Raw genomic sequence first — 17494 nt, 5'->3', positions numbered from 1 at the left:
AGGCCGGATCGTCCACATCGGTGATGCCGATGTGCAACAGCAGCATCATGGTCACCATGCCGACGCCGACCGTCAGCGGAGTCAGCAGCTGGGCCGCGCCAGCACCGGCGGGTGGATGCAGGTGCTGGCCGTTCTGGACATGCATCGCGAACATGCCCGTGTAGTGCATGCCGCAGACCGCGACACCCATCACCAGTGCCGCGCCGATGGTGGCGATGGTGCCGCGCACATGCAGCGCGAACCATAGCGCCGCAGTCGCGGCGATCACCGCGATCACCATCGATAGGCTCACGATCCGCCCGTCGTATTCGATCACCGCATCCGATTTCATCGCATACATGCCGGAGTAGTGCATGGCGCCGACGCCGATACCGGTGATCGCACCACCGATGTAGAGGGCCAGCGGCTCCAATCCCGGCCGCTGCGCGACCCATAGCCCGATCCACACCACCACGATCGCGATGACCGCGCTGAGCAGGGTGATCGGCACGTCGTAGCGGATCGAGGCGCCGTGGATCGAAAAGCCCAGCATGGCAATGAAATGCATGACCCAGATACCGGTGCCGCCGATCGCAACGGCCGCGGCAACAAGCCATCCGGCGTGGCCGTTGCCGGCTCGCGCGCGCACCACACAGCGCAGCCCCAGCAATGATCCGGTGAATGACATCAGATAGGCGATCACGGGCGTTAGCCACCCATGGCTGAAGTGGTCGATTTGCAGCACGCGACCTCCCTCGATGGACGGACTTCGGCCGTCACCGCGACAGCGCGAACCCGCCCACTTGTGCAGAACTAGCAGGTAGGCGATTTACAGTACTACCGTCCGCTAAATTTGTCGTGGGATGAATCCAACCAGCGGGATCGCGCGGCCGATCCGATGACAACTGCTCGTCACCCGTACATACCAACCGGTCCCATACCGCCGGATCCTGCCGACCACACCACCTGGCAATCGATCAGCACCGATTTCGCTGGGGCACAATGGATCTCGCGGATCCGATATTCGACAGCCGGCGTTCGCACTTTCACAAGATCGGTACCGCGATTTCGGGTACGCGTCCCGAGTCCCGTTGCGGCTCAGCGCCACCGAGCGCGATGGGACGCACTCGCCAATCGGACTCGACCCCCGCCGAGTTTCCGACCGACGAATCGTCGTATTTGCTGCGCGCGGCTATCCACCAACCATTTGGTCGGACGACCAATTCTTTGGCGCCTCTGACGCCCGGGGGTGCATCAACACCGGGTCCGACCGACCAGGTCAGGTGAGTCAGAACACAGACTTGGCGGGTCGGCGGACATGACGGCCCCGCGCCCGGCAGACTTGAGCATTGTGGTTGCCCCCACTTTGCACCGGATCCACTCGCCATGGACGCGAACCGTCGACCTGCGCGATGAACTCCGCGCGGTCTGGTCGTGGGTGCGTCGCCCCGGGCTGGCGCGCCGACTACTCCCCGAGCTGCGCCAGCACCTAGCGGGCGCGCCGGCCAGCACCGCGTATGCGTTCACCTTGTTCGTCACCTGGTGGACGCTGCGCGGAGTCGGCGATTCGGTGGAGCGCAGGCTGATCTTCTCGGCCTCGACCAACCTCTACAACATGCAGCACAATCCGATTCAGGTGCTGGTGGCCTCGGCGTTCTGGACCCAGGGCCAGTTTCCCTGGATCACCATCGCGGAGATTTTGGTGGTCATGGGCTTCGCCGAACGCTGGCTCGGCACCAGTCGCTGGATTCTGCTGTTCGCCACCGGGCACATCGGCGCGACGCTGCTCACCGTCACCGCGATCGACCACGCCATCGACCGCCACATCATCCCGGTGCGCGTGCAGTACGCCGCGGATGTCGGCACCAGTTACGGGTTCACGGCAGTTTTGGCCGCCATGGCCTTCCACTTCCGCGGTGCGGTCCGCGTGGTATGGGCGGCGGTCATCATCATCGTCCTCGGCTCGGCGCTATTGATCGGTCCGACCTTCACCGACTACGGACATATGTGCGCGGCCCTGATCGGTTTGGCCGTCGGACTTGTTGCCTCGACCTTCTGGCGTCGCGTCGAACGCATGCGCGCCGCACGCGACGCCAGTTCCGCCGCGGCGAAACAGGGGCCGGCAACCGCGACGCATCCGCTTCCGACGTCGGCCGACGATATGACCGGCGCCGAGGCAACGTCCGTTGCGGCCCAGCCCCTATCCAGTGCTAGCGGCCGGGCTGAGGCGGCGCTGCACCAGGCCGATGACCGGTTCGACAACGCGGGCCGCGATCGGGCCGAGCACCGCCATCAGTAGCACATAGGCCGAGGCGAGTCCGGCGAGCTCACCGGCGACCGCGCCCATCCCTACCGCCAAACCCGCAATGACGATGGAGAATTCACCGCGCGCGACCAGTGCGGCACCCGCTCGCGCCCGGCCCATCCGGCGAATGCCCTGTCGACTCGCCGCCCACCAGCCGGTCGCCACCTTGGTCACCATGGTGACCACCGCGAGCAGGATGGCCCAGCCGAGCACCGGCGGAATCACACTCGGGTCGGTGCTGAGTCCGAAGGCCACGAAGAAGATGGCGGCGAACAGATCCCGGATCGGTTCCAGCAGTTTCGTCGCCTCGTGTGCGGTCGAACCGGAGATCGCGATGCCGAGCAGGAACGCGCCCACCGCCGCCGAGACGTTCAGCGCCGAGGCCAGCCCGGCGACCAGCAGCGCGGCACCGAGCAGCTTCAACAGGAAGACCTCGCGGTCGGCACTGTCCACGATTGCCGAGACGTAGCGGCCGTAGCGCAATGCCACCACGAGCACGACGGTGACAGTGGCCAAGGCGAGTCCGAGTACGGTCAGTCCGCTCAGGAAACTCGTGCCCGCCAGGATCGCGGTGAGGATCGGCAGATACATCGCCATCGCCAGATCCTCGAAGACCAGAATCGACAGGATCACTGGTGTTTCCCGGTTGCCGAGGCGCCCGAGATCATTGAGCACCTTGGCGACGATGCCCGAGGACGAGATGTAGGTGACTCCGGCCAGCGTGATCGCTCCGGTCATCCCCCAGCCGAGTATCAGTGCGACCACCGCGCCGGGCGTCGCGTTGGCGACGATATCGACCAGACCCGCGGCCCATGAGCGGCGCAGTCCGGTCACCAGTTCGGCCGCCGTGTATTCCAGTCCGAGCAGCAACAACAGCAGCACTACGCCGATTTCGCCTGCGATATGGCCGAATTCGTTCGCGGCGCCGAGTTCCACCAATCCGCCCTGGCCGAAGGCCAGCCCGCCGAGCAGGTATAGCGGAATCGGGGACATGCCGAAGCGGGCCGCCACTCTCCCGAGCATGCCAAGGGCGAATAACACCGCCCCGAGCTCGATGAGGGCGAGCGCGGTTTCGTTCACGCTCTCACCCGTGCGTCAAGATCTTCGCGGCCGCGTCCAGACCGTCGGGTGTCCCGACGACCACGAGTATGTCATCGGCAGTAAAGGTGAAGTCCGGCCCCGGCGAGGGGTGCAGCTGCCCCGCGCGCATCACGGCGACAATGGAAGCCTTTGTGCGCGTGCGCATTCCGGTCTCACCGAGGGTGCGGCCCTCATACGGCGAATCCGCGCCGATGGGTAGTTGGCGGGTGGTGATCCCGGGTAGGTCGCGGTGGTCCTCGCGTAGCTTCGCGACCAACTGCGGCGAGCCGAGCAGGTTCGCGAGCACCGACGCCTCGTCGGGGGTCAGCGGTACCTGGGCGGCGCAGGAGTCCGGGTCATCGGGTTTGGAGACGATCAGATCAATGCTGCCGTCGCGGTGATCGACAACGCCGATCCGGCGGCCCGACCGCAGCTGAAAGTCTTTGCGTACCCCGATCCCGGGTAGGGCGGTGACATCGACGTTCACATCCTCCACCCTAACCGGCAAAAACGACTAACCGCCCACTAGTCCCGCGATCGCGCCGCGAGCCAGCACAATGCCCGCGCTTGCCATCGCCCAGCCTCGTCGCACTATCGGCATGCCCGGACAGGAAGCCATCGACGCGCTGCAGCAGCGGTTCGATCCTGGCGTGCCATATCGCCCGCGCAGCGATCAGCGCGAGTGCGGGCGCGACCATGACCATGCAGTAACCCGCCAGCAGTCCCACCGATGACGCTGCGGACAGATCACTCAGCCGCGCCCGGGGCGGGTGGTGATCATGTCGGTCATCGGATCGACCGCGTCTCCTTCCTTCGGCTGACCCGCAGATACCGCGGTGTGTGCTGTGATGGGTCGATGCGGCGGCAGTGGGAGGCCTTGTCGGCGACCGCGCAAGACGCGCTGGTCGCCGCCTTCGCGTTCACGCTCGGTGCTGGGCTCTATCTGACCGGCCTGTTCGAGATGGCCAGTGACCTCAGCCGCCATCCGCCGCTGCTGGCGCGATTCGGGGTGCTCGCGCTGGTCTGCGTGGCGAGCTTCCTGCGGCGTCGCACGCCGGTGCTGGCGCTCGCTATCGGGCTGGTCCCCTTCGCGATCGATTTCGCACTCGGCCCGACGGTGCCGATCTGGCTCATCTATTCGGATCTGATCTACGCGGCTGTGCTGTATGCCGCACCCGCGCGCTCGCGCTTCGTGGTCGCGGTGTGCGGTGTGCTCTCGGCCGCGCTGACCGTACTGGCCCTGATACTCGGCGACTGGCGAATCGCGGTGATCACCATCGCGGCCCTATTCGCATTCGTCGCGACGCCGCTGTGGTGGGCGTTGTCGGTGCGCGGGCACAAGGAGATCGCGGAGGCCGAACGTAAACGCGCACAAGCAATGACATTGGTCGCCGAACTGGATCGGCGCGCCGCCATCGCCGATGAACGCAAGACGATGGCGCGGGATCTGCACGATGTGATCGCGGGGCATTTGTCCGCCATCGCGATCCAGTCCGAGGCGGCATTGGGTGTGCTGGCCCGACAGCCGGTGCCGGACGGCCGAATCGACGATCCCGCCATCGTCGGGATCATCTCCTCGATCCGGTCCAATAGTGTCAGCGCACTGCAGGAGATGCGCACCATGATCGGTCTGCTGCGCCGCGACGACGGCGGCGAGGACGACGTGGCGGCACCGCGCAAACTGGCCCAGCTGCCCATCCTGGTCGACGCCGCCCGCGCGGCCGGAATCACCGTGCGCGTACGGGATTCGCTGAACGGGAAACCGCTGCCGAGCGCGGTCGACCAAGCCGCCTATCGAATCGTCCAGGAAGCACTCACCAACGCCATGAAACATGCCCCGGGACAGGAGGTCGACATCGACGTGCGCGTGCAGGGAACGGCATTGGCAGTCGCGGTACGCAATCCCACCGTACCGGTGCGCAATCGGTCGGATGAGCACGATATGGGCCATCGCGGACTGATGAATATGCGCGAGCGGGCCGCCGCCCTCGGCGGCACCTTCACCGCGGGACCGGCCACGGGCGGCTGGGAAGTGCTTGCACGGCTGCCGATCTCGGCGATGGAGGCGTCATGACGGCGGCATCGCACAGCGATTCGATGAGCGATGGTGGCCGGATGACGGGTGCGCCCATCCGCGTGCTGCTCGCCGACGATCACGGCGCGATCCGGGCTGGCCTGCGCATCATCCTGGAAACCGCCGAGGGCATCGAGGTGGTCGGTGAGGCCGCCGACGGCGATATTGCGGTGGCACAGGCCAAAGCGCTGCGTCCGGATGTGGTGCTGATGGATGTCCGCATGCCCGGCGTCGACGGCATCACCGCCACCGGCCGCATCACCGCCGACGGCCTGGCCAGGGTGCTCATCCTGACCACCTTCGATCTGGACGAGTACGTCTTCCGCACACTGCGCGCGGGTGCGTCGGGATTCGTGCTGAAATCCGCATCCGGACAAGCACTTGTCGATGCGGTGCGCGCGGTGGCCGCTGGCGATGGCGTACTCGCGCCGGAGGTGACCGCCGCGGTGATCAACGCGTTCGCCTCGAACGGCGCCCAGCCGAGCGAGCCAGCACCGAGCGGCCTGGACGAACTCACCGAGCGCGAACGCGAGGTGCTCGACTGCCTCGGCGAAGGCCTGTCCAATGCGCAGATCGCGGCGCGGTTGTTCATCGGCGAGACAACGGTCAAGACGCATGTGTCGCGGGTGCTCACCAAACTCGGTGTGCGGTCGCGGGTTCAGGCCGCCATCGTGGCGCGCGAGGCCAGGGACCGGTAGTTCACGACTCGGGGAAGTTCGGGTCCAGTGCGGCGAAGGTGCCGTCCGGACCCGGCTGATACTCGATCACGGCGGTGACCGCGCCGACCGGCAGCGGACCGTACAGGTGCGGGAACAACATCGATTCGGGGTCGGTCGGCACGCCCGGTTCCCACTTCACCGGCGCGCCTACGCGGGCCGGATCGATGCGCAACAGCACCATGTCGCGCCGCCCCTCGAACAGGCGGTTGGCCGGCAGGTGCACCTGCTGTGGCGTGGACAGATGGATGAAACCGAGCTCCGCGAACGACTCCGGGCGATACTCGCCGGTTTGCCGCGCGGTCAGCCAGTCGGCGAGAGTGCAAATGTGAACGAGAGTGTGAGTGTCGTAGATCACGGGTAATCTCCCGGTAGACAACTGGATAGGTGTTCGTGATCGTGGTCGAGTGGACCTTCGATGTGTGACCAGTGATGTTCGCCAGTAGCGAAATCCCAGGTTGTGTTATCGAAAACACACAGAATCACTTCCGGGAACAAAGCCCCCGTCCCGAACGTCTGACAGAGTAGTCATACCACTGCTGGGAAGTAGCGGTAGCGAGCCCGCGGAGTGACCACGGGCCCCACACCAGGTGAACGGACTGTAGTGCCGGGAGCCAGGACGGAGGAGTCATGCCAGGAACCCTGACAAGCACCCCACTGACCGCGGTCGATCGTTGCGACCGCTGCGGAGCTGCCGCACGAGTTCGTGCCGTACTGCCCGCAGGTGGCGAGTTGCTCTTCTGCCAGCACCACGCGAATGAACACATGGATCGCTTGCGTGAGCTCGAAGCCGTGATCGACACGGAATCGGCTCCCGCCCTCTGACCAGTCCTCGCGTCCCGACACAACAACATCGCACAACAGAACATCGCTGATAGAACCGACAGCGGGCGACCTACAAGTCGCCCGCTGTCGGCGTTTATCGAAAGCGCTCACGCCGCTGCGGGATCGGCGAGGATGCCGTCCAGCAGCTTCGCGAGTCCGAAGGCGAATGCACCCTCCGGATCTGACGGCGCTTGATAGCATTCGCCTACCGCCGCACCGACCCGCGATGCGATCGGGAACTCCGCCACCGACATGACCTCGGTGAGCAGTGGACCGTGCTGCTCCCACCACTGCGCGTCGGTCAGCTCCGCGGTACTGCGGATTCCGGCGATCGCCATCCGCGCATTGCCGGTCGCGAATTCCGAGAGCACCGCGATCACGCGGTCCATCGCCAGATCCGATAACCCGATCCCCTCGATCGCGGCCAACTGCCGTTCATAGCGACGCATCCGTCCCGGGCCGAGCACCAGCCGCCACGGCGGCACCTCGAGCAGCCACGGATGGGCGATCAACTCCGCACGCACCTGTTCGGCGATCGCGGCCATGCGATCGCGGACCGGCAGGTCGTTCGGGATCGGCGCGTCCTCATGGGCGACCGTGTCGACCATCAGGACGATCAGCGCCTCCTTGCTCGGCACATAGGTGTAGAGACTCATCGGGCGCAGACCCAGTTCGGCGGCGACGGCGCGAATCGACACCTTGTCGTACCCGTCCCGATCGGCGAGAGCAATGGCGGCACCGATCACCGCATCGACGCTCACCGTCTGCTTCGGCCCGCGCCCGCCGGATCGCGGCGGCACGGTATGCCGCCACAGCAGACTCATCAGCTGTTTCGCCTGGTCGGGATCGGTCACGTGACCCTCTCGGAATTAACCCGGTACGGTGTACGTTGTTACGATACTCCGTACGCCATACGACGATCTAGGGGTCCGCTCTGCCAAGCACACAGGCCACATATCTCCCTGACCGCCACATGTTCGCGCTGTGGACTTGGACCGGATCCGGACCGGGCCGCGCGCCCGAGGGCGATCACGAAACCCTCGCGCTCGCGGTGCCGACGGGACCACATGGCGCGATCGAAGTAGCCGAGGTCGACTGCGCACTGGTCGATCCGGACGATCTGATGCAGCTGGACCTCGCCGACGCGGGTCCGTCCTTACTCGCTTGGCACGCGGTGCTTCAGACTGAGGGCGATCCGGACGATGCACAATCGATCGACTCGTCACCGTCGATAGCGGACCACTCTGGACAGAACCGAACAACGCGAGCCCGGGCACGCAACGTATCTCGGCCATCAGGTGGGCGGGACGCCGACGAGACCGAGCAGGGGCAGCCGGGCAGGCCAGTGCTGCTGCCCACGGCCGCGCATGCGGTGCCGGATGCGATTGGGACGTCGATCGTGTCCGCCGAGCGCGCGGTGCGCGTACTGCGCGAAACGCGCTGTGTCCAGATGGAATTGCAGGAGGGGTTGAAGGCGCAGTTGCGCCCGTATCAGGCACGTGGGGTGGGGTGGCTGCACGAGACCGTCACGGCCCACGGCGGTGCGGTACTGGCCGATGAGATGGGGCTCGGGAAGACGGTGCAGACCATTGGGTTTCTGCTCGGGCGGGGTGGGTCCGGTCCGCAGCTCGTAGTTTGTCCGACATCGCTGGTCGGGAACTGGGCGCATGAGATCACGCGGTTCGCGCCGGGGCTGCGACCGGTGGTGTGGCGCGGGGGCGAGGTCTCCGACGAGGCTGGCGCGGTTGTGGTGACCGGATATCCGATGTTGCGACTGCACGGCGGTGTGCTGGCCGACCAGCGGTGGGCGACAGCGGTTTTCGATGAGGCGCAGGCGCTCAAGAATCCGCGCACGCAGATATCCAAGGCCGCGCGGGCGCTTTCGGCCCAGGCCACCGTCGCGCTGACCGGTACGCCGGTGGAGAACCACCTCGAGGAGCTGTGGGCGCTGCTGAATCTGGTGACGCCGCGGCTGTTCGGGCACCGCACCCAGTTCCGGCGGCGGTTCGTCCGGCCGATCCACGAGGGTTCGACCGCCGCGGCGGCCCGGTTGCGCGACACCCTGGAGCCGGTGTTGTTGGCGCGCAAGAAGGCTCAGGTCGCCGCGTCACTGCCCGCGAAGATGCACAGCGATCTGCTGTGCGACCTCACCGCCGAACAGGAAGGGCTCTATGACCAACTGCTCGACAAGGCCATCGACGACGGCTTCGGGCACGGCGCCCAACGGCAGAGCCGGGTACTCGCGGCACTGACCGCACTCAAGCAGGTCTGCAACCATCCGGGCCTGATCACCGGTGAGCTCGGCGAATTGGCCGGCCGGTCCGGAAAGCTGGACCTGTGCACCGATATCGTGGCCAATAACCTCGAAACCGGTAACCCGACACTGATATTCACCCAGTACCGCGCCACCGGCGACCTGCTGGTCCGCCATCTCGACGAGCAGTTCGGTGTGCGTGCTCCGTTCTTCCACGGTGGCCTCGATCAAGCCGAGCGCGCGGAGATCGTCACCGGCTTCCAGGCCGAGGATGGTCCGCCGGTCCTGATTCTGAGTCTGCGCGCGGCGGGCACCGGACTGACGCTGACCCGCGCCGCCGATGTCATCCATTACGACCGTTGGTGGAATCCGGCCGTCGAGGCCCAGGCATCGGACCGGGTGCACCGCATCGGCCAGACCCGCACCGTCACCATCACCACCCTCACCTCGGGTACCACCGTCGAGGAGCACATCGCGGGCATGCACGAGCGCAAATCCGCACTCGCGGACCTCGGCGATTCGGCGGGCATCGCCGCGCTGGCCCGCCTCGACGACGATCAGCTCATCGAGATCCTGCGACGCAAGAGGGAGAACTGATGGCGGACAATGAATTCGGCTACACCGCCTGGGGGATGGACTGGGTCCGCCTTGCCGAAACCCTGGGCCAGACCCGTCCCGATCCGCTGCTGCCCCGGGCCCGCAGCATCGCCCGCAACAATGGCGTGCAGACCACCATCGACGGGCGCGTCATCCGCGCCACCATCCACCGCGGCGGCCAAGCCTCGGTAACCCATCTCGAAGTCGCACCACTGCCCCGCCCGGCCATTACCGCAATCGCCGAAATCATCCCGGACACAACGGCACTCACCGACGATATGCACCGCGCCCTGGTCGCCGCCGATACCAGCCCCGCCCCCGTGCTGGCCGGGACGGACTGCTCCTGCTCGGCCCGCTCGGCCCGCTGCGTGCACGTCCTCGCCGTGTACTACGACCTGGCCCGCCGCGTCGACGAGGACCCACGTCTGGCCCTGGACCTGCAGGGCTATTTCCAAGCGGCACAGGAAGATCCGGCAGCGCCGGTCGAATCACCCCGGTGGACCCCGCTCAACGCCCTCGACCCCGCGGACTACTTCGGGGCTCCTTTACACACCGCCTCGGTGCGGTAGACCAGCCGCGCCCTCTGTCGACCTTCTCGATGGCGGTGCGCTGGCGAGGATTCACGTCGCCCTGTGTCCTTCGGGGCGGCGGGCTCGGAAGCGGAAACTGGTTGTGCCGGTCTCGATCTCGACGTCGGTGAACCCGACGCCCGTAAGGCGGTCGGCGGCGCGGTCCGGCGGTATCGGCAGACAGGTGTCGCCGAGATGCATCAGGCGGAATACCGGACCATCGAGGCCGTCGCTGCCAGCGAATACCCCGCCGGGGCGCAGGACGCGCAAGGCTTCGGCGAAGAGGGCGTCTTGTTCATCGACGGTCGGAACGTGGTGCAGCATTGTGAAGCACACGACCGAATCGAATTGCCTCGGCGGCAAGGGCATATCTGCGCCGTCGCCCTCGATGACGGTCAGCGTGCTGCCGTGCCGGGTACGCAGTCGGCTGGCGAGTACCGGATCGATTTCGACGCCGGTCAGCGTGGTCGTGCGCTCGCGCAAGGCGCGCACGTTCGCACCGTAACCGGGGCCGATCTCGAGTGCGGAGGCGCCGAGGTCGAGGCCGGACAGCGCCCACGGGACAATCTTCGTCGCACTCGTGCGCTCCCAGAGCGCCGATCGGCACAGGAGCCTGTGGAAGTAGTTCATCGCCATACGATTCACGCTAGGAGCGGACGGCGCCGACCACGACAGGCTACGGTGACAAGCTGTGTCGCCGAACGGCCAATCCCTGGTACCGGGCCAACCCCGGCCGCCCCGTCGGAAGCACAGCGGATCCCTGGTACTCCCGGCCGCGATCGGCAATACCGCCATGGTGCTGGGTGCCGGCGTGCTGCCAGCGGGCTATTGGTTCGACACCCATGAACATCCGCAGCATCAAATCGCCTGGGCGGCACGGGGTGTCATCGCCGTCGAAATCGGCGACGGCTACTGGGTGCTGCCACCGACGCGGGCACTGTGGATCCCCGGCGGCACGAGGCACCGAACCGGCACCACGGCGGGCGCCACCATGCGCGGCATCTTCGTGGCACCGGATCGGTGCCCGGTCGCATTGGCCGCCCCGACCATGCTCCGCATATCCCCCCTGCTCCACGAACTGTTCGACCATCTCACCGAGCCCGAAACCGTCGCCGCGCGACGCGAACGCGCGGAGGCGGTGGTCTTCGATCTGCTCGAGCCGGTCGACGTGATTCCCATCGGCGCGCGCCGACCCGTGGATACCCGAGCCGCACAGGTCGCCGATGCGCTGACTCGCAATCCCGCCGATGATCGCACGCTCGGCGAGTTCGCCACCGCCGTCGCCACCAGTCCCCGCACCTTGGCCCGGCTGTTCGTCGCCGAGGCCGGAATCAGCTTCGGCCAGTGGCGAACTCAGATCCGCCTCGCGGCATCACTTCCCCTGCTCGCCGAGGGCTTGCCGATCGCCCGGATCGCCCGACGCGTGGGCTATGCCACCCCGAGCGCGTACGTCGCGGCCTTCCGTCGCGCCGTTGGCGTATCCCCAGGCCGCTACTTCGCCAGGTAACCGAGTCCCCGTCCTCCGGTGGAGATTCGGCGGACCCGGCGATCAGGCGTTGGTGCCACCGTCGACGGTGAAGATCGAGCCCGTAATGCCGCGCCCGGAGGTTCCGGCGAGGAAGGCAACGGTGGCGGCGATATCATCGGCGGTGCCGAAGCGGCCGAGGGCGGTGAGACCGATTTGCTGCGGGGCGTGGTCGCCGTCGGCCGGATTCATATCGGTGTCGGTTGAGCCGGGCTGTACCAGATTCACCGTGATGTTTCGCGGCCCCAGTTCGCGCGCAAGCGCTTTCGTGAAGCCATTGAGCGCGGACTTGCTGAGGTTGTACAGCGTGAGTCCGCTGAAGGCGGCGCGCTCGGACAGGTTGCTGCCGATGCTGATGATCCGCCCGCCCTCGGTCATATACGTGACCGCCGCCTGCGCCCCGACGAACGCCGCACGCGCATGGATATTGAGCGCGCGATCGATCTCCTCGACGGTGAACTCCTCGAACGGTTTGGCCGGGAAGACGCCCGCGTTATTGACCAGCACATCGAGCCTGCCCAATTCGGCCGCGACCCGGTGTACGGCCGCGACGACGGCACCCGCGTCGGCGCTGTCGGCCTGAATCGCGACCGCCCGCCGCCCCAACGATTCCAACTCGGCGGCAACCGATTTCGCCTGTAGCTCATTGTTCTGGTAGGTCAGCGCCACATCCGCGCCCGCATCGGCCAGGTGCCGGGCGATGGCCGCTCCGATACCCCGACTGCCACCGGTCACCAGCGCCACCTTGCCCGTCAGATCCGACATAGCGACTCCTCCAAATTCTGTGTCGATCAGTACATAAATAGCTAAACGCACGGGCCCGGGCCGCGTCAAGGGGTATATTTAACGATCGACACAGAAAGGATCGGGCCATGGCCGAACGAGGACGCCCCCGCGCTTTCGACCGCGAGGTCGCGCTGCGCCGCGCCATGGAGGTGTTCTGGGAGCACGGCTACGAGGGCTCATCGATGAGCGATCTCACCGCGGCAATGGGCATCAACTCACCGAGTCTGTACGCGGCCTTCGGCGGCAAGGAAGAACTGTTCCGTACGGCGGTCGGCCTCTACAGCCGGACCGAAGGCGGCTACACCGCCCGCGCCCTGCGGGAGGAACCCACGGCACGTGCGAGCATCGAAGCGATGTTGCGCGACAACGCGATCGCCTACACCGTCGCGGATAAACCCCACGGCTGTATGGTCGTGCTCGCGGGCTCCACCTACACCACCCGCAGCGAAAGTATCCGCGACTTCCTGATCGAAAAGCGGCGCGAGACGACCGAGGATATCCGCGACCGTCTGGATCGCGGCATCGCGGAAGGTGATCTGCCCGCGGACACCGATACCGCCGCGCTGGCCAGTTTCTACACCACGGTCCTGTACGGCCTGTCGATCCGCGCGCGCGACGGTGCTTCCCACGCCGAACTCACCCAGTCCATCGACTGCGCCATGGCCGCATGGCCGGGCTCCGCTGCGACCCGCTGACCGAAGCTACTTGCGGCGCAATGCCGCGATGCGCTCACCGAGCTGATCGGCGGTCGCCAATGCCGTTGGCGGACCGCCACATTCCCGTCGCAGCTCACCATGGATGACGCCGTGCGGCTTCCCGGTGCGATGGTGGTGCATGGCGACCAGGCTATTGAGCTCACGCCGCAGCTCACCGAGCTTATCGGCGGTCGCGACGCGCTCGGCCGCCGAGGCGACCTGCGGGCCCGGATCGGGTGCGGCGGAACCGCGTTCGGCCAACTGCCGCGACTGCCGTTCCCGCAGCAGGGCCCGCATCTGGTCCGCATCGAGCAGCCCGGGAATGCCGAGGTAATCGGCCTCCTCGGCACTACCGGCGAAAGTCGCCGTGCCGAACGAGGATCCGTCGTAGATGACCTGGTCGAGCTCGGCGTCGGCGGCCAGCGCGACGAAGGGCCGCTCGTCCTCACCCGGCTCGTCCTGCTGCTTATTGGCCTCGATGAGCAGTTCGTCTTCGAGGCCGTTCTTCTCCCGATGCGGTTTGCCGATGACGTGATCGCGCTGCAGTTCCAGCTGCGCGGCCAGATCGAGCAGCACCGGCACCGACGGCAGGAAGACGCTCGCGGTCTCGCCGGGTTTGCGCGCACGCACGAACCGGCCGATGGCCTGCGCGAAATACAGCGGTGTCGAGGCGCTGGTCGCGTAGACGCCGACCGCGAGACGCGGCACGTCGACGCCCTCGGACACCATGCGCACCGCGACCATCCACGGCTGGGTGTTATTGCTGAACTCGGCGATCCGATCCGAGGAGGACGGATCATCCGACAGCACCAGGGCAGGCTTCTCGCCCGAGATGTGTTCCAGCAGTTCGGCGTAATCGCGGGCCCGCTCCTGATCGGTGGCGATCACCAGACCACCGGCATCGGGCATACCGGTCGCGCGCAGCTGGCGCAGCCGGGTGTCCGCGGCGACCAGCACCTTGGACATCCAGTCCCCCGCCGGATCCAGTGCGGTGCGCCACGCGCGGGCGGTGTGTTCGGCGCTCAGCGGCTCACCGAGGCGGGCGGAATACTCCTCCCCCGCGCTGTCGCGCCAGTGTGCCTCACCGGAGTATGCGAGGAAGACCACCGGCCGGACCACGCCGTCAGCCAGCGCCTCGGCATAGCCGTAGGCATGGTCGGCGCGCGAGCGCGGGAAACCCGCTTCGTCGGGTTCGTAGGTGACGAATGGGATCTGACTGTCATCGCTGCGGAACGGGGTTCCGGTCAGGGCGAGCCGCCGGGTGGCGTCGCCGAATGCCTCGGCGGTCGCATCGCCCCAGGACTTGGCGTCGCCCGCGTGGTGGATCTCGTCGAGAATCACCAGCGTTCTGCGTCTTTCGGTGCGCACCCGGTGTCGTGCGGGATGCGAGGCGATCTGCGCGTAGGTGACCACGACGCCGTGATAGTCGCCGGAGGTCGCGCCGGTCGCGTTGGAGAAGCGCGAATCCAGCTGAATGCCCGCGCGGGCCGCGGATTGGGCCCACTGGTGCTTGAGGTGTTCGGTCGGGGCAACCACGGTGATCTGGTCGACGGTGCGGTCGGCCAGCAGTTCGGCCGCGACCCGCAGCGCGAAGGTGGTCTTACCGGCGCCAGGCGTCGCCACCGCGAGGAAATCCCTCGGTTTGGTGGCCAGATATTTCATCAGTGCCCGGCGCTGCCAGGCCCGTAGCGAACCACCCGTGGAACCCGCGGCCCGCGATGTCTGCGAATCGCCCGGTGTTTCCGCTTCTCCCGCCACAGCGGCGCCACCCGACACAGTCACGCAGACGACCCTAGCTGTCCCCCATGGCGTGTCGCCAAACCGACGCGGCGTGGGCGACGGGCGTCACATCCGAACGGCGCGCAACGCCCTGTTCATCTCCTGCCCATCGACGCGATGCGATGGCAAACCAGAACAATATGCTCGGATGCGCGATGCTGTAGGCATCATGTCCGACGATGGTGCCCCAGCTCGTGAGTCCCCCGGGACCGGCGACCAGCCGATCCACAGCGGCGGTGGCGACGTGCAACCCACTGCGGCGATATATGCCCGGCGCGCCGCCGCACGGATGGCGCACGGCTCGCGACAGGGCGGCAAACTCGTCGTGCGGGTGGCGGTGAAGGCATGGAACGATTCGATTTTCACCAAATCCGCGGCCGCGGCGTTCTGGCAGACGATGTCACTGGCACCGCTGCTGTTCGGGGTGCTCGGCAGCCTCGGCTACGTGGGGGAATGGTTCGGCCCCGATACCGTGCAGATCGTCGAGCAGAAGATCATCGCGTTCAGCCGCGACCTGTTCAGCGCCAGTGTGGTCAGCGATCTGATCGAGCCGACGGTCACCGATGTGCTCGGCCGCGGACGCGCCGCCTATGTTTCGGTGGGCTTCGTACTGTCGCTGTGGGCCGGATCCTCGGCCATGTCGACCTTCGTGGATTCCATTGTCGAGGCACACGGGCAGAAGGACGCCCGGCATCCGGTGTGGCAGCGCATCTTCGCGCTGCTGCTGTATGTGCTGTTCCTAGTGGTGGCGGTGTTCCTGCTGCCGCTGATCGCCCTGGGCCCGACGTTGATCGGACGGGTGCTGCCGGATTCGTGGCGCGAACCGGGGCTGCGACTGATCGACTCGTTCTACTACCCGGGTGTCGGCCTCTTGCTGATCATCGGGCTCACCACGCTCTACAAGCTGGCGCTGCACAAATCGCTGCCGTGGCACCGGTTGTTCGGCGGGGCGCTCGTCGCGGGGGTGTTCTTCATGGCCGCCAGCGAGGGCCTGCGCCGCTACCTGGCCTGGGTCGCCAGGACCGGCGTCAGCTACGGCGCGCTCGCCACGCCGATCGCCTTCCTGCTGTTCACGTTCTTCCTGGGCTTCGCGGTGATCCTCGGCGCTGAATTCAATGCCGCGGTCCAGGAATTCTGGCCAGCCCGCAGCACCCGCATCGACCAGGTGAAGGAATGGTTGTCCAACCAGCTGGGCGGCGACGGATCCGATGACTCCGAGACCGACGACGCATCCAGCGCCGACCCTGACGATCTCGGCACAGCGAAGTCCCCGAGCCCGCCGGGAACTCAGGGACCGATCACACGGGCAGACGATATCGACGCCGATGCCGCCCGGGTACATCTGCACGCGCCGGGCGCTGCGGCACCGCGCACAGAGTCGGCTCAGCCCTTGCGCAGGCCGTCGTAGACCTTCTTGCACTCCGGGCAGACCGGCGAGCCGGGCTTCGGGGAGCGGGTCACCGGGAAGACCTCACCGCAGAGGGCGACCACATGGTTGCCCATGACGGCGCTTTCAGCGATCTTGTTCTTCTTCACGTAGTGGAAGAACTTCGGGGTGTCGTCGCCCGTCGTCTCGTCGGTGGTCGTATCCGGGCGAACCAGAGTGTCGGTACTCACGGATTCCATGATGCCGTATCGGCGCGAACTCGGCCGAGCACGGTCGGCTCCGCGCGCGTTCATCCAGCTGACCAGGCCATGTGCGGTCCGGACCCGACAGTGGGAGACTCAGGGTATGCAGCAGTACGGCGACTCCCCTCACGCCGACGACATCGGCAGCGGTGATCGCCACGACGTGACGATGCCGACGCCTCCTCGCAAATCCACCGGCTACTTCCCGGGCAATGACGAGAAGCATCCGTTGCTGATCACCGAGGCGGCGCCGTCACTGGATGACCAGCATCGCGCACGGGTCCGCCGCTACACCATCATCATGGCCTTCCGCATCCCCTGCCTGATCCTCGCCGCGGTCGCCTACAGCATGTTCAGCAACGCCCTGCTGTCCATCCTGATCATCACCGCCTCCATCCCCCTCCCCTGGATCGCGGTCCTCATCGCCAACGACCGCCCACCCCGCCGCAAGGACGAACCCAGCCGCTGGGACCACCCCCGCACCGCAATCGAATCCCGCCCCCACCGCGCCATCGACACCTAACCCACCCCAGCCCCCAGCTGGACAGGCGTCACCATGCGCTCATGCACACAAGCAGCTCGCCGTGCTGCTTGTGCTCTTCCGCGTGCTCGTCCTCGAAGGCCTGCTCGATCTCGTGGGCGGGGTCGGCGCGCAGGAAGCTACCGGTGCCCGGCTGACCG

19 protein-coding genes are annotated in these 17494 nt (G+C 66.8%); 10 read left to right on the top strand and 9 right to left on the bottom strand.

Going from position 1 to position 17494, the window contains the following annotated elements; genetic code table 11:
• On the bottom strand, positions 1-724 hold a 724-nt coding region (locus tag ABZW16_RS38240), incomplete at its 3' end, for an MHYT domain-containing protein (protein ID WP_354961018.1).
• A 606-nt stretch (positions 725-1330) separates the two neighbouring features.
• On the opposite strand from ABZW16_RS38240, the gene ABZW16_RS38235 reads away from it, so the two are divergent.
• The gene (locus ABZW16_RS38235) at positions 1331-2278 is read left to right on the top strand and encodes a rhomboid-like protein (protein WP_354961017.1); all 948 of its coding nucleotides are present in this window, start codon (positions 1331-1333) and stop codon (positions 2276-2278) included.
• Here the strand turns inward: ABZW16_RS38235 and ABZW16_RS38230 are convergent.
• Together ABZW16_RS38230 and ABZW16_RS38225 are read right to left on the bottom strand one after the other, a co-directional pair.
• Positions 2180-3364: a cation:proton antiporter gene (locus ABZW16_RS38230; protein ID WP_354961016.1), complete on the bottom strand. Its 1185-nt coding sequence runs from the start codon at positions 3362-3364 to the stop codon at positions 2180-2182. The genes ABZW16_RS38235 and ABZW16_RS38230 overlap by 99 nt on opposite strands.
• 4 nt (positions 3365-3368) lie before the next feature.
• Positions 3369-3851, bottom strand: a complete 483-nt coding sequence (locus tag ABZW16_RS38225) for a cation:proton antiporter regulatory subunit (RefSeq protein WP_354961015.1) — start codon at positions 3849-3851, stop codon at positions 3369-3371.
• Positions 3852-4220: 369 nt separating this feature from the next.
• Here ABZW16_RS38225 and ABZW16_RS38220 point away from each other — a divergent pair, with 369 nt between their 5' ends.
• The gene (locus ABZW16_RS38220; protein ID WP_354961014.1) at positions 4221-5438 is read left to right on the top strand and encodes a histidine kinase; all 1218 of its coding nucleotides are present in this window, start codon (positions 4221-4223) and stop codon (positions 5436-5438) included.
• Positions 5435-6136, top strand: coding sequence for a response regulator transcription factor (locus ABZW16_RS38215; RefSeq protein ID WP_354961013.1), 702 nt, complete (start codon positions 5435-5437; stop codon positions 6134-6136). Before ABZW16_RS38220 ends, ABZW16_RS38215 begins: the two co-directional genes overlap by 4 nt.
• Before the next feature lies 1 nt (position 6137).
• Here the strand turns inward: ABZW16_RS38215 and ABZW16_RS38210 are convergent, their stop codons facing one another.
• Positions 6138-6512 carry a DUF952 domain-containing protein gene (locus ABZW16_RS38210; protein ID WP_354961012.1) on the bottom strand — a complete coding sequence of 125 codons (375 nt, stop codon included), beginning with the start codon at positions 6510-6512 and terminating at the stop codon, positions 6138-6140.
• A 272-nt stretch (positions 6513-6784) separates the two neighbouring features.
• Here ABZW16_RS38210 and ABZW16_RS38205 point away from each other — a divergent pair, with 272 nt between their 5' ends.
• Complete coding sequence (locus tag ABZW16_RS38205) at positions 6785-6979, top strand: hypothetical protein (RefSeq protein ID WP_029903635.1); 195 nt, start codon at positions 6785-6787, stop codon at positions 6977-6979.
• 107 nt (positions 6980-7086) lie between these two features.
• Here ABZW16_RS38205 and ABZW16_RS38200 read toward each other — a convergent pair whose 3' ends face one another.
• Positions 7087-7803: a TetR/AcrR family transcriptional regulator gene (locus ABZW16_RS38200; protein WP_354961022.1), complete on the bottom strand. Its 717-nt coding sequence runs from the start codon at positions 7801-7803 to the stop codon at positions 7087-7089.
• Positions 7804-7952: 149 nt separating this feature from the next.
• On the opposite strand from ABZW16_RS38200, the gene ABZW16_RS38195 reads away from it, so the two are divergent.
• Positions 7953-9830 carry a DEAD/DEAH box helicase gene (locus ABZW16_RS38195; protein ID WP_354961011.1) on the top strand — a complete coding sequence of 626 codons (1878 nt, stop codon included), beginning with the start codon at positions 7953-7955 and terminating at the stop codon, positions 9828-9830.
• Complete coding sequence (locus tag ABZW16_RS38190) at positions 9830-10399, top strand: hypothetical protein (protein WP_354961010.1); 570 nt, start codon at positions 9830-9832, stop codon at positions 10397-10399. Before ABZW16_RS38195 ends, ABZW16_RS38190 begins: the two co-directional genes overlap by 1 nt.
• Positions 10400-10450: 51 nt before the next feature.
• Here ABZW16_RS38190 and ABZW16_RS38185 read toward each other — a convergent pair whose 3' ends face one another.
• The gene (locus tag ABZW16_RS38185) at positions 10451-11035 is read right to left on the bottom strand and encodes a class I SAM-dependent methyltransferase (RefSeq protein WP_354961009.1); all 585 of its coding nucleotides are present in this window, start codon (positions 11033-11035) and stop codon (positions 10451-10453) included.
• 55 nt (positions 11036-11090) lie between these two features.
• Here ABZW16_RS38185 and ABZW16_RS38180 point away from each other — a divergent pair, with 55 nt between their 5' ends.
• The gene (locus ABZW16_RS38180) at positions 11091-11906 is read left to right on the top strand and encodes a helix-turn-helix transcriptional regulator (protein WP_354961008.1); all 816 of its coding nucleotides are present in this window, start codon (positions 11091-11093) and stop codon (positions 11904-11906) included.
• Positions 11907-11948: 42 nt separating this feature from the next.
• Here ABZW16_RS38180 and ABZW16_RS38175 read toward each other — a convergent pair whose 3' ends face one another.
• Entirely contained in the window at positions 11949-12689 is a 741-nt protein-coding gene (locus tag ABZW16_RS38175; protein WP_354961007.1) for an SDR family oxidoreductase, read from the bottom strand.
• 107 nt (positions 12690-12796) lie between these two features.
• On the opposite strand from ABZW16_RS38175, the gene ABZW16_RS38170 reads away from it, so the two are divergent.
• A complete protein-coding gene (locus ABZW16_RS38170; protein ID WP_354961006.1) occupies positions 12797-13405 on the top strand; it encodes a TetR/AcrR family transcriptional regulator in 609 nt (202 codons plus the stop codon).
• 6 nt (positions 13406-13411) lie between these two features.
• Here the strand turns inward: ABZW16_RS38170 and ABZW16_RS38165 are convergent, their stop codons facing one another.
• Positions 13412-15067 (bottom strand): DEAD/DEAH box helicase, encoded by a 1656-nt coding sequence (locus tag ABZW16_RS38165; protein WP_354961021.1) that lies wholly within the window; start codon positions 15065-15067, stop codon positions 13412-13414.
• Between the two features lie 406 nt (positions 15068-15473).
• On the opposite strand from ABZW16_RS38165, the gene ABZW16_RS38160 reads away from it, so the two are divergent.
• Positions 15474-16592: a YihY/virulence factor BrkB family protein gene (locus tag ABZW16_RS38160; protein WP_354961020.1), complete on the top strand. Its 1119-nt coding sequence runs from the start codon at positions 15474-15476 to the stop codon at positions 16590-16592.
• Here ABZW16_RS38160 and ABZW16_RS38155 read toward each other — a convergent pair.
• A complete protein-coding gene (locus tag ABZW16_RS38155) occupies positions 16568-16801 on the bottom strand; it encodes a DUF3039 domain-containing protein (protein ID WP_354961005.1) in 234 nt (77 codons plus the stop codon). The two genes, ABZW16_RS38160 and ABZW16_RS38155, sit on opposite strands and share 25 nt — an antisense overlap.
• 181 nt (positions 16802-16982) lie before the next feature.
• Between ABZW16_RS38155 and ABZW16_RS38150 the strand changes: the two genes are divergently transcribed.
• Positions 16983-17336: a DUF3099 domain-containing protein gene (locus ABZW16_RS38150; RefSeq protein ID WP_354961019.1), complete on the top strand. Its 354-nt coding sequence runs from the start codon at positions 16983-16985 to the stop codon at positions 17334-17336.
• Positions 17337-17494 lie beyond the last annotated feature (158 nt).

Origin of the sequence: Nocardia sp. NPDC004604 (assembly GCF_040609795.1) — a bacterium.
Taxonomy (GTDB): domain Bacteria; phylum Actinomycetota; class Actinomycetes; order Mycobacteriales; family Mycobacteriaceae; genus Nocardia.
Note: the sequence above shows the minus strand (reverse complement) of the source record. Positions and strands in the feature narration are given on the sequence as shown.

Coding starts and splice junctions, on each gene's coding strand:
- ABZW16_RS38175 (WP_354961007.1), bottom strand. CDS start 12,689: ATGTCGGATCTGACGGGCAAGGTGGCGCTGGTGACCGGTGGCAGTCGG.
- ABZW16_RS38185 (WP_354961009.1), bottom strand. CDS start 11,035: ATGGCGATGAACTACTTCCACAGGCTCCTGTGCCGATCGGCGCTCTGG.
- ABZW16_RS38170 (WP_354961006.1), top strand. CDS start 12,797: ATGGCCGAACGAGGACGCCCCCGCGCTTTCGACCGCGAGGTCGCGCTG.
- ABZW16_RS38220 (WP_354961014.1), top strand. CDS start 4,221: ATGCGGCGGCAGTGGGAGGCCTTGTCGGCGACCGCGCAAGACGCGCTG.
- ABZW16_RS38200 (WP_354961022.1), bottom strand. CDS start 7,803: ATGAGTCTGCTGTGGCGGCATACCGTGCCGCCGCGATCCGGCGGGCGC.
- ABZW16_RS38190 (WP_354961010.1), top strand. CDS start 9,830: ATGGCGGACAATGAATTCGGCTACACCGCCTGGGGGATGGACTGGGTC.
- ABZW16_RS38205 (WP_029903635.1), top strand. CDS start 6,785: ATGCCAGGAACCCTGACAAGCACCCCACTGACCGCGGTCGATCGTTGC.
- ABZW16_RS38165 (WP_354961021.1), bottom strand. CDS start 15,067: ATGAAATATCTGGCCACCAAACCGAGGGATTTCCTCGCGGTGGCGACG.
- ABZW16_RS38160 (WP_354961020.1), top strand. CDS start 15,474: ATGGCGCACGGCTCGCGACAGGGCGGCAAACTCGTCGTGCGGGTGGCG.
- ABZW16_RS38215 (WP_354961013.1), top strand. CDS start 5,435: ATGACGGCGGCATCGCACAGCGATTCGATGAGCGATGGTGGCCGGATG.
- ABZW16_RS38195 (WP_354961011.1), top strand. CDS start 7,953: ATGTTCGCGCTGTGGACTTGGACCGGATCCGGACCGGGCCGCGCGCCC.
- ABZW16_RS38150 (WP_354961019.1), top strand. CDS start 16,983: ATGCCGACGCCTCCTCGCAAATCCACCGGCTACTTCCCGGGCAATGAC.